Origin of the sequence: Nonomuraea sp. K271, assembly GCF_009908215.1 — a bacterium.
Lineage (GTDB): Bacteria > Actinomycetota > Actinomycetes > Streptosporangiales > Streptosporangiaceae > Nonomuraea > Nonomuraea longispora.
This window is the reverse complement of record NZ_JAAAHR010000059.1, coordinates 35,678-47,696: the sequence shown is the minus strand read 5'-3', so window position 1 is coordinate 47,696 and position 12,019 is coordinate 35,678. Positions and strand designations below refer to the sequence as shown.

Sequence of the window (12,019 nt, the reverse complement as noted above, 5' to 3'; positions counted from 1 at the left end):
CCCCCACCCGGCCTGAGCACCGTCCACCCGGGCACACGGAGGCCCGGGTGGACGAATGACCTGTAAACGGAGGACTTCTTCACAGAGGCCCGATACACAGAGGCCCGATACACAGAGGCCCGGTGCACAGAGGCCCGGTGCACAGAGGCCCGGTGCACAGAGGCCCGGTGCACAGAGGCCCGGTGCACGGCGGCAGGGGTGCACGGCGGTCGCGGCCGGTCAAGGTGGATCATCAGCGCGCACCGGGGCCGTCCGGGTGCTCATACCCTGAAGAGGTGACGACACTTGTCCTGGACGGCGGCCTGTCCACCCAGCTCGAACGGCTCGGCGCGGATCTGCGCGACGAGCTGTGGTCGGCGCGGCTGCTGCTGGAGGAGCCGGAGCTGATCCGGCGGGCCCACGCCTCCTATTTCGCGGCGGGCGCCGATGTGGCGACGACCGCCGGCTACCAGGCCACGATCCCGGGTTTCGTCCGGCGCGGGCTCGACGTGGCGGAGGCGGAGCGGCTGCTCAGGTTGTCGGTCGAGCTGGCCGGCCAGGCGCGTGACGAGGCGGGCGGCGGGCTGGTGGCGGCGTCGGTCGGCCCCTACGGCGCCTACCTGGCCAACGGCGCCGAGTACACCGGCGACTACGACCTCGACGAGGACGGCCTGTTCGCCTGGCACCTGCCGCGCTGGGAGGTGCTCGCGGAGGCGGGGGCCGACCTGCTGGCCTGCGAGACCATTCCGTCGTTCCCCGAGGCGCGGGCGCTGGCCCGGCTGCTGGGCCACACGCCGGAGGTCAAGGCGTGGGTCAGCTTCTCCTGCCGGGACGGCGAGCATCTCAATGACGGGACGCCGATCCGGGAGGCCGCCGCGTTGTTCGCGGGGCGTTCGCAGGCGGTGGCCGTCGGCGTCAACTGCACCGCGCCGCGCCACATCCCCGGCCTGATCTCCTGTCTGTCGGGTGCCCTGCCCATCGTGGTCTATCCCAATTCGGGTGAGTCGTGGGATCCGGCCGGCCGCCGCTGGGTGGGCCTGGCCGACCCGGTGGAGTACGGCCAGGCCGCCAAGGAGTGGCAGCGGGCGGGCGCGTCGCTGATCGGAGGTTGCTGCCGGACGACTCCCGAGCACATCCGGCAGATCCGCGCGCACCTGTCCTGAGCCCTGCGGCGGTGCTAGGCGGTCACCGTCGCGGCGCCGCCGCGGCGGCCGAGCACGCGGTCGAGCGCGAACGCGCCGCCACCGCTGAAGCCGACGGCCAGGCTGGCCGCGGCCAGCGCCAGGACGAACTCGTAGCCGCCTTCGCCGGCGCCGAAGCCGTTCGCGCCGTGCACGAACACGATCGCGCCGATCATGTTGAGCGCCAGCAGCGAGCCCACGATCGGCAGCGCGGCGCCGGCGATCAGCGCGAGCCCGCCCACGACCTCCAGCGTGGCCACGGCGGGCGCGGCCACCCCGGCCAGCGGGATGCCGACGGACTCGAAGAACTCGGTGGTGCCCGCGATGCCCATGGTCGCGAACTTCTGGTAGCCGTGCACGATGAAGATCACGCCGATGGCGATCCTCGAGAGCAACAGGACGATGGGGCGCGCCTGCTCGATCATGCGACCTCCCTGATTGTCGTTCAGTTTTGAACGACAACTCTAGCCGTGATGTTCAAATCCGAACAAGAAGTCAGGCCACCGAGTCAGCGACCTGTCCGCGGGGTTGTCGTGGCCTGCGCCTACACTGAGGCGGTGATGGACCCCCGATGGCTGGACGCGACGGAGATGGCGGCGTGGCATGCCTTCGTGTCCACTTTTCACCTGCTGGAGCGCCGCATCGAGGAGCAGCTCAAGGCCGCGGCGGGGTTGACGCACCCGCAGTATGAAATCCTGGTGCGGCTCTCGGCCGCCCCGGACCGCCAGATGCGCATGACGGAGCTGGCCAGAGACGTCGTGGCGTCGAAGAGCGCGCTGACGTATCAGATCACCCAGCTGGAGAAGGCGGGCCTGGTGGAGCGGGCGCACTGCCCTTCGGACGAGCGCGGAGTGCTGGCGGTGCTCACCGACGCCGGCATGCGCTGCCTGGAACGGGTGGCGCCCGGCCACGTCGAGGTGGTGCGCGCCTATCTGATCGACCGGCTCAGTCGCGAGGAGCTGCATACGATGACGACCGCCATGCGGAAGACGGAACGTGCCTTACGGTCGTCCCACTGAGACGTGACGTGGCTTCGGTGTGCACGCAGGCACGCCGCTGACCCATGAGCGGAGAAAGGTGCACCACCACCCATGCTAACTCTAGGTTAGCACACCGTCACGCAGTGACACTAGCTCTTCCCGGCGGCCGCGCGCGCGGCGCGCTCCATCTCGACACGGGCGCTGGCGGCGTACTTGTCGACGTATTCCTGCTCCGACAGCTCCATCAGCGCGTACATGATCTCGTCGGTCACCGCGCGCAACACCAGCCGATCATCCTCCATCCCGTAATAGCGGGAGAAGTCGAGCGGCTTGCCGAACCTGACGCCCGGCCGGATGCCGAGCTTGGGCAGCGGCCGACCCGGCGGCATCATCTCGTACGTGTTGATCATGGCCCACGGGATGACCGGCACCCGCGACTCCAGGGCGAGCCGGGCCACGCCGGTCTTGCCCTTGTAGAGGCGGCCGTCGGGCGAGCGGGTGCCCTCGGGATAGATGCCGAGGACGTGGCCCTCGCGCAGGATGCGCAGCCCGGTGCGCAGCGCCGCCTCGCTGGCCTTGCCTCCCGAGCGGTCGATCGGCACGGTGCCGACGCCGCTGAAGAACAGGCGGGTGAAGAAACCCTTCACACCACGCCCGGTGAAGTAGTCGGCCTTGCCCAGGGAGATGACCTTGCGGCGGATCTGCAGCGGCCCGAAGAAATGGTCGGCGAACGACAGGTGGTTGCCGGCCAGGATCGCGGGCCCCTGCCTGGGCACGTTTTCCGCGCCTTCGGTCCACGGCCTGAAGACAAGGTGGAGGATCGGCCCCAAGATGGCCTTGACCACCCAGTAGAACACCCCGGCACCTCTTCCTCAGCGCATTGTCGGTGACCAGAGTCATCTTCCCATCCCGCGGGGGATGCTCCTACACCACCTCTCGCACAAACACCCTAGAACGTGCGACGATCGGGCCGTTCCGGGATCAAATTGCCGGAATGAAACAGCACGGAGGAGCTGTTATGCCGCTCATGCCAGGTGCGGAGTCCTACCACCACGAAGCGGGACAGGTCGGGGTGCTGCTGTGCCATGGGTTCACCGGCACGCCCCAGTCGCTCCGGCCGTGGGGCGAGTTCCTGGCCGCGCACGGGGTGAGCGTCTCGCTGCCCCGCCAGCCGGGGCACGGCACCCGGTGGCAGGAGATGAACCGTACGCGCTGGGAGGACTGGTACGCCGAGGTGGAGAAGGCGTTCGAGGTCCTCCAGGGCCGCTGCACGGAGGTGTTCGTGGCGGGGCTGTCGCTCGGGGGCTGCCTGGCGCTGCGGCTGGCCGAGGTGCACGGCCCGGCGATCAGGGGCGTGATCGTGGTCAACCCGTCGATCGCGAACGACGTGCCGCTGATGAGGCTGGCCCCGCTGCTGAAATGGTTCGTGCCGTCGGTGCCTGGCGTCGCGGGCGACGTCAAGAAACCCGGCGTGACCGAGCTCGCCTACGCCCGCACCCCGGTGAAGGCCGCCGCCTCACTGCCGGAGTTGTGGTCGCTGGTGCAGGCCGACCTGGCGAAGGTGACACAACCGCTTTTGGTCTACCGCAGCGCCGAGGACCACGTGGTGAAGCCGGCGAGTGTGGCGATCATCCGTGAGAAGGTGCCGCAGGCCACGATCGAGGAGCTTACCGATAGCTACCATGTTGCGACGCTGGACAACGATGCCGACAGGATCTTTGCCGGGAGCCTCGGCTTCATCCGGACACATGCCTCGGTACCCTTGCAGAGGGACTGATCGCACCCAGGGGGAAGTCGCGATCGCTGTGGAGAGGCCCATCTAGGTGACGCCCCAGAGTGACGAGGACGAGGTCTGGCGGCAGATCGTCGCGTCCTTCAACGACACCGCCGAGCGCGACTCGGCCGACCAGCCATGGCCGGACAGCGAGAACGTCCCCGCCGAACCCACCCGCAGAGTGGTCAAGCCCTCGGAGGAGCCCTCCGCCGCCCCTCACGGTCCTGACGAGCCCGAGGACGCTACCGACCAGCGAGACGAGGGCGATGACGACGAGGAAGCGGAGCACTTCGTCCCGCCTCCGCCGCCACCCCTGCCCAAACTCGACCTGCCGACCAAGCTGGCGTGGGCGGCGTTGTTCGGCGGCCCGGCCTACCTCCTGGTCGCCGTGATGGCCGACTGGCACATGGAGGGGTGGGCGCTGTTCACGGCGGTGGCGGCGTTCATCGGCGGGTTCGTGGCGCTGGTGGTGCGCATGGGCGACAGCCCGCCCAACGACTCCGGCTGGGACGACGGCGCCAGGCTGTAGGAGCCCGGCTACGACTTCGCCGTGGTGGTCTTCGGCGCGAACGCCTCCACCACGTCGGTGTAGCGGTCGGCCGTGTCAACCGCGTGGCCGACCGCCCAGACCGCGCCCTTGCCGGCAAGATAGGCCACGGCCTGCAGGCGTACGCTGCTCCTGCCGTGCTTGGCGCGACCGCGGATGATCTCGCACTCGCCCTTCTCGCAGCGCATCATGAACGGCTCCCCCGCCCGCGACGGGTCGTAGCCGGCCATCCAGTAGCGGCCCTTGCCGTCGCCCGTCACGCCGTAGAGCCTGGCCTCGGAGCGGGGCAGCCGCTGCTCGCGCCAGCGTTTGCCGTTCCAGGTCAGCACGAGCGGCGTGATGTCGCCGGGGCCGTGGTAGACGCCTCCGACGGCCACCGCCCGCTTGGAGTTGTCGACGTGCACGTCACGCAGGTAGCCGCCGCGGATCGAGGGCACCGGCATCGACTTCCACGAACTGCCCGACTGGTGCACGATCAGCGGCGCGGTGCCGGTGTCGCCGACGGCGAAGCCGTCCGCGACCGCGTAGAGCGCGCCCTTCTCCTTGGTCTCGTGGACGGTCCAGGAGTTGCCGTGACCGGTGAGGATGAGCCCGTTCTTCTCGCGGCTGCCGACCGCGACGACGCGCCCCGCCTTGGCGTCGACGCCGCCGAGCCAGTCGCCCGCCCGCAGGCCCGAAGGCCTTACTCTGTCGAACCCGGACGCGTCGCCGTGCGCGAGATAGGGCAGCCCGTCGTGGCCGTCGCCGACCGTCCACACGTCGGACGCCGACACGGCGGCCAGCCCGCGCAGGTTTCCCGCGGCCGTGGCGTCGCGCACCGGCACCTCAGCCCAGCTCTTGCCGTTCCAGTGGCGGATGGTGCCGCGGTTCTTCCAGACGTCCCAGATTTCCTGCTGGCCCACGGCCCACACGTCGTCGGCCGAGACCGCGAGCACGTCGGAGAGCGAACCGTCGGCCTGGAGGCGCACGCTGGTCGACTGCTGCCACGCCTCGATCGTGGCAGGACGGGGATCGGCATGCGCGGCGGGCGAGGCCTGTGTCAAGGCCACGGACGTCGCCAAGATCAAGGAGAGCGCACGCCGCTGAGAGCGACGGGTCATGATTGAATGCTACGGGCTCGCCGGCCCCTCTTGCCCGTTACAGCCCAACTCGCAACTCTGCGATGACCGGCAGATGGTCGGAGGCGGCACCCAGATCGGCCATCGGGGCGTCCACTCCCCCGCACGACACGACCCGCGCGTCGCGCGCGGCGAACACCCCGTCGATGCGCGCCGAGGGCCCCCGCGCGGGGAAGGTCAGGCCGTCGCCCTTGGGCGCCACCGCGTAACAGTCGGCCAGCCGCCCGGCGAGATAGCGCCAGGCGGGCTGGTGGTCCTGCTCGTTGATGTCGCCGCCGAGCACCATCGTGGCGTCGAGCCCGGTGGCCGCGCGTTCCACCAGGGCCACGGCCTCCGCCGCGTGGTGCACCCTGGCGGGGTCGTTGAGGTCGAGGTGGAGCGAGCCGACGGCCAGCCGCGCCCCCTCCGCCTCCACCACGGCGATCGCCAACCCGCGCCGCTCCAGCCCGAAGAAGGCCCGCAGCGCGTGGCTCTCGGCGTGCAGCACGCTGACGCGCGGCCCGGTGAGCACGGCGACGCCACCGAGCCTGCCCGGGGTCGCCGGACGCAGCCCTGCGGCGGCGGCCAGCGCTCTGCGCCTGGCCCGCCAGCGTACGAACCTGGGCGCCTCCTGCACGCACAGCACGTCGGCGCGCATGGCGGTGATGACCCTGGTCAGCGCGGAAACGTCGTCGCGCAACCCGTGCAGGTTGTAGGTCGCTACGCGGATCGTCACGTATGAACGGCTAGCGGCGCCTGGCCAGGTCGGCGGCGCCCACCACGCCGGCGGAGGCGCCCAGCTCGGCCAGCTTGACCTCGGCCAGCGGCCGGTGCCCGTGCCCGGTGAGCCGCTCGGCGAAGGTGTCGCGGGCCCGGTCGATGAACAGGTCGGCGGCGCGGGACACCCCGCCACCCACGATGAAGCAGCCGGGGTCGAGCACCCCGGCCAGATCGGCCATGCCCTGGCCCAGCCAGTCGGCGAGGTTGCCGAACGCGGCCAGCGAGGCGTCGTCGCCCAGCCGCGCGGCCTCGGTGACCTCCTCGCCCTCGATCTTGCCGTCGGCCAGCCCCAGCAGGATCTCGGCCCGCTCCGGCCGCGCCTCGGCGATCTGCCTGGCCTCCTTGACGAGGGCCTGGCCGCTGGCGTACTGCTCCCAGCAGCCGACGTTGCCGCAGCCGCACGGCCGGCCACCGGGCACCACCTGCATGTGGCCCAGCTCGGCGCCCATGCCCCAGCGCCCGCGGTAGAGCGCGCCGTCGAAGACCAGGCCGCCGCCGATGCCGGTGCCGAGCGTCACGCACACCACGTGGGACTGGCCCCGGCCCGCGCCGAACCGGGTCTCGCCCCAGGCCATGGCGTTGGCGTCGTTCTCGATCACGACCGGCAGGCCGACGAGGCCGCTGATCTTCTTCTGCAGCGGCTCCTCGCGCCAGGCGAGGTTGGGGGCGAAGCGCACCATCGACCTGGTCTCGTCGACGAACCCGGCCGCGCCGACCCCGACCGCCTCGACCTGCCTGCCCTTCGACAGCTCGCGAACGACGTCGGCCACCGTCTCGGCCACCACTTCAGGGCGGTCGGCGGCGGTGGGCCTGAGCGTGTGTTCGACGATTTCGCCGTCGTCGTCGACCACACCGGCGGCCACCTTGGTTCCGCCGATGTCGACACCGATCGTGAGCATTGCCCGTGTCTCCCTATCCCAGATCTATGTGTTCCACATTGTCGCGGCGATCCCGGTCGTCGCGCGGCCTGCGGGGGGCGGGCGGTTTGCTGAGCACGTCGAGCGCGCCGCGCACGGCGGCGAACAGTTCACCGCCCGCGGCCACCAGGTGCCCCGTCACGTCGGAGCCGGACTCGCGCTGAGCGGCGATCGCCCGGCAGACCGGGCAGGCACGGCAGATGTACTCGTCGTGCGGCTCGGACACCGCCTCTTCCCAGACGTCGCGTTCTCTGCGAGCGCCGCCGGTGAACGAGTTGAACACGGACTTGCCGACCTGGCGGGTGGCCCGCCCCTGGATCGACTCGAACAGCTTGCGCGCCTCGTCGGCGACGGTCCCGATCGGATCTCTGTCGTTGCTCTCGGTCATGTGGCCCTCCCTGCGTATGGGATCGCTCGTCCTCCTCGACTCGTCAGGTCGCGGACTCGTTCCCCGACCTGAACGGTAATGCAGAAATCGCCGTCACGCGGGATCGCCGAACCGCACGCTGAGCACGCCGTCGCGGAGCGAGGCCGCACTGATCTTACGTCGGGCCAGCGCGGCCGGCAGCGCCAGGATCCGCCGGTAGGGGCCTGCGGTGACGATCAGCTCGTCGCCCTTGCGCGCCAGGTCGATGTCGTCGCGGTCGGCCCCGGGCAGGGCGAGGGCCAGTTCGTCGGCGCTCATCCGCAGCGGCGGTTCGATCGTGTGCGGGGCGAACGGGTCGGACTCGCCGTACATCGACGCGCCGAGCTCCGCCAAGGCCTTCCTGCCGACGGGCTCGGCGGGCAGGTAGGGGACGACGTGGACGGGCAGCGGCGCGAACGACTCCTCCGCCTCGGTCAGCAGCCTCGACTGCGCCTCCACCCACCGCGCACGCCACTCGTCGGCGTCGCCCGCGGGGAAGACGCGGTTGGCGACGACGGCGTCGACGCGGTAGCCGTACAGGTTGAGTGAGGTCATGGTGCGCCTGGCCTCGGCGAGCACCACGGCCTCCGGCGTGAGAACGAGCCGCACGGAGGCGTGGTCGCCGGTGAGCAGCTCGCGCACCTCCATCAGGCCGCGGTGGAAACGCTCGCCCGCGTTCATGACGTCCTCGCCCGGCGCGCTGACGTGGGCCACGCTGCGCACGAACGGCGAGACGAGCCGCACGAGCTTGCGGCCCACCGGCATCAGCCTGCTGACGTGCCAGTCGAGCGCCTCGGGCAGGGCCAGCAGCCGCAGCGTCTCGGCGGTGGGCGCGCAGTCGACCACGATCACGTCCCAGCGGCCCTCGCGGGCGTGCTCGCGCAGCTCCAGCAGCGCGATGACCTCCTCGGCGCCGGGCAGGACGGTGATCTCCTCGGAGGTGACCTCGTCGAGGCCCAGCTCCACCAGGACGCCCCTGGCGTATTCGCGCAGCTCGCCCCAGTGGCGCTCCAGCGTCTTCTGGGTGTCGACCTGGTGCAGGTGGAGCCCCGGCGCGATCTCGCCGGGCTCGGCGCCGAGCGCGTCGGCCAGCGAGTGGGCGGTGTCGGTGGAGACGATCAGCGTCTTGAGGCCGCGGGCGGCGGCGAGCGTGGCGGTCGCGGCGGCGGCGGTGGTCTTGCCGACGCCGCCCTTGCCGGTGAAGAGCAGAACCCGCGGGCTCAACTCAGCGGCCCTCGACGCGCTTCTTCAGACCCTTGAGCGCGGTGTCCACGATCACCTTCTCCGCCTTGCGCTTGATCAGGCCGATCATGGGCACGCTGAGATCGACCGTCAGCTCGTACGTCACCTCGGTGTCACTGCCCGTGCCGGCCAGCCGGTAACTCCCCCTGAGGTCGGAGACCATCTTGCCCGGCTCGACCACCTGCCAGCTCACGCCGTCGTCGTCGTGCCAGGTGTAGCCGAGGGTGTAGGTGTCGCTGATCGGGCCGGCGTCGAGGGCGAATCGCACCTGCCGCGGCCTGCCGTCGGGACCGGTGGAGACGACCTCCGCGCTCTTGACCTGCCCCGCCCATTCCGGGTAGGCGGGGAAGTCCGCGATGACCGCCATGACATCGGCGCGACCGGCGCTGATGGTGGTGCTCGAAGTGGTGCGATCAGCCATGCGACCACCGTAATGCACAACACGCCGCGCGGGACGTACGGCGCCTTCCGCGTTCACCACTCCAGCACGTACGGGACGCCCAGCCCCCGGAAGTGGCCGACGTTGACGCACTCGGTGCGCCCGATCCGGGTGCGGCGGTGCAGGGGGTTGTGCACGTGGCCGAACAGCGCGTAACGCGGCTGGGTGCGCCTGATCGCCTCCAGCGTGGCCTCGCTGCCGCGCTCGAACCTCCTGGCCACCACGTCGTAGAGCAGCTCGGGCAGGGCCGGCGGGATGTGGCAGCACAGAACGTCGACCTCCCCGACCGCCTCGACCTTGGCCGCGTACTCCTCGTCGCCGAGCTCGTACGGGGTGCGGTAGGGGGTCTTGAGCCCGCCGCCCACGAACCCGAACCGCAGGCCGCCGATCTCCGTGACCTGCCCGTCGAGCACCTCCAGCCCTGGCCTGAGGTAGTCGGCCCACAGGGCGGGGACGTCGACGTTGCCGTAGGTCAGGTAGGCGGGGGCGGGCATGGCGGCGAAGAGGGTCTCGTACTGGGCGCGCACGTTGCGTTCGATGTGCTCGCGCGGGTCGCCGCCGAGCCTGGCCCACAGCCGCGCCGACATGGCCCTGGCCTCGTCGAATCGTTTGGCCGTGCGCAGGGCGATGAACGCGGAGGCGTTCTCGGCGCCGAACAGGTCGGGGAAGATGCCCTGCGCGTGGTCGTCGTAGTCGATGAAGAGGATCAGGTCGCCGAGGCAGATGAGCGCGTCGGCGCCGTCGCCGGCTCCGGCCAGCGCGTCGGCCCTGCCGTGCACGTCGCTCACCACATGAACCCTCATGGGGAAAATCCTAAGAGCCCCGCCTGCTAGCGTGACATAACGCCTCAGTGACGGAGCTACCAGCGCGTAATTTGTCGCGGTAACGTCCAGGCCAGTTCGTCACGAAGAGGAGTTGATCCGTGCGCGAGTACAGCGTCCCCGTCATGGTCGACGTGCCCCCCTCCGCCGGCCTGGCAGACACCGTCTTCGCGCGGGCCGAGGAGCGGCCCGGCGCCGTGGTCATGCGCCGCAGGACCGACGCGGGCTGGCCCGCCGTCACCGCGGCCGAGTTCCGCGACCAGGTCGTCGAGGTGGCCAGGGGGCTGATCGCCGCGGGCGTCGAGCACGGCGACCGGGTGGCGCTGATGTCGCGCACCCGCTACGAGTGGACCCTCGTCGACTACGCCATCTGGTCCATCGGCGCGGTCACCGTGCCGATCTACGAGACCTCCTCGGCCGACCAGGTGGCGTGGATCCTCGCCGACAGCGAGGCGAGGGCGGCGTTCGTCGAGCTCGACGGGCACGAGGAGACCGTGCGCGAGGCGGCGCCCGATCTCAAGGCCGTCTGGCGGATCGACGGCACGCTCGACGCGGAGGGTGTCCCGTCCTCCGCCGTCGACGAGCGCAGGAAGCGGGTCTCCTCCTCCGACCTGGCCACGATCGTCTACACCTCGGGCACCACCGGCCGGCCCAAGGGCTGCCGGATCACCCACGACAACCTGCTGTTCACCGCGCTCAACGTGCTGCGGGGGCCGCTGGAGCCGCTGTTCGCCCGCAAGGAGCCGGCCGCGCTGCTGTTCCTGCCGCTGGCGCACATCTTCGCGCGGATGATCCAGGTGGTCCTGTTCGAGGCGGGCGCCGTCATGGCGCACACTCCCAACATGAAGAACGTCGCCCCCGACCTCCAGGGCTTCCAGCCGACGTTCCTGCTCGGCGTGCCGCGCGTCTTCGAGAAGGTCTACAACTCCGCCGAGCAGAAGGCCATCACGGGAGGCAAGGGCGCGATCTTCGCCCGCGCGGTGGACGTCGCGGTGGCCTGGAGCCGCGCCGAGAGCTCCGGCGGAGCGCCTCTCGGGCTGCGGCTGCGGCGGGCGGTGTTCGACAGGCTGGTGTACGCCAAGCTGCGCGCCGCCACCGGCGGCCGGCTCTCCGCGGCGGTGTGCGGCGGCTCGGCGCTCGGCGACCGGCTCGGCCACTTCTTCAGGGGCGTGGGCATCGAGGTCTTCGAGGGCTACGGCCTGACCGAGACGTCGGCCCCCTGCTCGGTCAACATGCCGGGCGCCAACAAGATCGGCACGGTCGGCAAGCCGCTGCCGGGCGTCACGCTGCGCATCGGCGACGACGGCGAGATCCTGGCCAAGGGCAGGAACGTCTTCGCCGGCTACTGGAAGAACGACGCGGCCACGGACGACGTGGTCGACGCCGAGGGCTGGTTCCACACCGGCGACATCGGCGAACTCGACGCCGACGGCTACCTGCGGATCACCGGGCGCAAGAAGGAGATCCTGGTGACGGCGGCGGGCAAGAACGTGGCGCCCGGCCCTCTTGAGGACGCGCTGCGCGCCCACCCGATGATCTCACAGGCCATGGTGGTCGGAGACGGCCGCCCGTTCGTGGCGGCGCTCGTCACCCTCGATCCCGAGGCCATGCCGGAGGGGGCGACGGCCGAGCGGCTGCGCGCCGACCCCGAGGTGCTGGCGAGCATCCAGGCGGCGGTCGACCGGGCGAACTCGTCGGTGTCGAAGGCGGAGCAGATCAAGAAGTTCGTGGTCCTGGCCGCCGACATCACCGAGGACAGCGGGCACCTGACTCCCACCCTGAAGATCAAGCGCAACGTGGTGCTGCGCGACTTCCAGCAGGAGATCGACGACCTGTACGGCGGGCACTGAGCCGCC

The 12,019-nt window shown here is 70.8% G+C and carries 14 protein-coding genes; 5 read left to right on the top strand and 9 right to left on the bottom strand.

What is annotated here, in order from left to right:
- Window positions 1–275 precede the first annotated feature (275 nt).
- On the top strand, window positions 276–1,142 hold the full coding sequence (mmuM, locus tag GUY59_RS21400) for a homocysteine S-methyltransferase (protein WP_132336335.1): 867 nt from the start codon (window positions 276–278) through the stop codon (window positions 1,140–1,142).
- Between the two features lie 14 nt (window positions 1,143–1,156).
- Here the strand turns inward: mmuM and GUY59_RS21395 are convergent, their stop codons facing one another.
- Window positions 1,157–1,585, bottom strand: coding sequence for a DoxX family protein (locus GUY59_RS21395; RefSeq protein WP_132336337.1), 429 nt, complete (start codon window positions 1,583–1,585; stop codon window positions 1,157–1,159).
- Between the two features lie 135 nt (window positions 1,586–1,720).
- Between GUY59_RS21395 and GUY59_RS21390 the strand changes: the two genes are divergently transcribed.
- A complete protein-coding gene (locus GUY59_RS21390; protein WP_236667371.1) occupies window positions 1,721–2,179 on the top strand; it encodes a MarR family winged helix-turn-helix transcriptional regulator in 459 nt (152 codons plus the stop codon).
- Window positions 2,180–2,289: 110 nt separating this feature from the next.
- On the opposite strand, the gene GUY59_RS21385 is transcribed toward GUY59_RS21390, so the two are convergent.
- A complete protein-coding gene (locus GUY59_RS21385) occupies window positions 2,290–2,997 on the bottom strand; it encodes a lysophospholipid acyltransferase family protein (RefSeq protein ID WP_138203729.1) in 708 nt (235 codons plus the stop codon).
- A 161-nt stretch (window positions 2,998–3,158) separates the two neighbouring features.
- Here GUY59_RS21385 and GUY59_RS21380 point away from each other — a divergent pair, with 161 nt between their 5' ends.
- On the top strand, window positions 3,159–3,917 hold the full coding sequence (locus tag GUY59_RS21380) for an alpha/beta hydrolase (RefSeq protein WP_132336341.1): 759 nt from the start codon (window positions 3,159–3,161) through the stop codon (window positions 3,915–3,917).
- 46 nt (window positions 3,918–3,963) lie between these two features.
- Entirely contained in the window at window positions 3,964–4,443 is a 480-nt protein-coding gene (locus GUY59_RS21375; RefSeq protein WP_138203731.1) for a hypothetical protein, read from the top strand.
- Window positions 4,444–4,451: 8 nt separating this feature from the next.
- Here the strand turns inward: GUY59_RS21375 and GUY59_RS21370 are convergent, their stop codons facing one another.
- The 7 genes from GUY59_RS21370 to GUY59_RS21340 all read right to left on the bottom strand — a co-directional run bounded on the left by GUY59_RS21370 (window position 4,452) and on the right by GUY59_RS21340 (window position 10,145).
- Complete coding sequence (locus GUY59_RS21370; protein WP_236667363.1) at window positions 4,452–5,561, bottom strand: hypothetical protein; 1,110 nt, start codon at window positions 5,559–5,561, stop codon at window positions 4,452–4,454.
- A gap of 37 nt (window positions 5,562–5,598) precedes the next feature.
- Window positions 5,599–6,294, bottom strand: coding sequence for an endonuclease/exonuclease/phosphatase family protein (locus GUY59_RS21365; RefSeq protein ID WP_138203733.1), 696 nt, complete (start codon window positions 6,292–6,294; stop codon window positions 5,599–5,601).
- A 10-nt stretch (window positions 6,295–6,304) separates the two neighbouring features.
- Entirely contained in the window at window positions 6,305–7,237 is a 933-nt protein-coding gene (locus GUY59_RS21360; RefSeq protein ID WP_138203735.1) for an ROK family glucokinase, read from the bottom strand.
- Window positions 7,238–7,250: 13 nt separating this feature from the next.
- Window positions 7,251–7,643 (bottom strand): hypothetical protein, encoded by a 393-nt coding sequence (locus tag GUY59_RS21355; protein WP_138203736.1) that lies wholly within the window; start codon window positions 7,641–7,643, stop codon window positions 7,251–7,253.
- Window positions 7,644–7,736: 93 nt separating this feature from the next.
- Window positions 7,737–8,885, bottom strand: a complete 1,149-nt coding sequence (locus tag GUY59_RS21350; protein WP_138203738.1) for an ArsA family ATPase — start codon at window positions 8,883–8,885, stop codon at window positions 7,737–7,739.
- Between the two features lies 1 nt (window position 8,886).
- Window positions 8,887–9,324, bottom strand: coding sequence for an SRPBCC family protein (locus tag GUY59_RS21345; RefSeq protein ID WP_138203740.1), 438 nt, complete (start codon window positions 9,322–9,324; stop codon window positions 8,887–8,889).
- A gap of 53 nt (window positions 9,325–9,377) precedes the next feature.
- Window positions 9,378–10,145: a metallophosphoesterase family protein gene (locus tag GUY59_RS21340; RefSeq protein WP_138203742.1), complete on the bottom strand. Its 768-nt coding sequence runs from the start codon at window positions 10,143–10,145 to the stop codon at window positions 9,378–9,380.
- Window positions 10,146–10,264: 119 nt separating this feature from the next.
- On the opposite strand from GUY59_RS21340, the gene GUY59_RS21335 reads away from it, so the two are divergent.
- Entirely contained in the window at window positions 10,265–12,013 is a 1,749-nt protein-coding gene (locus GUY59_RS21335; RefSeq protein ID WP_138203744.1) for an AMP-dependent synthetase/ligase, read from the top strand.
- The last annotated feature ends 6 nt before the right edge of the window (window positions 12,014–12,019 follow it).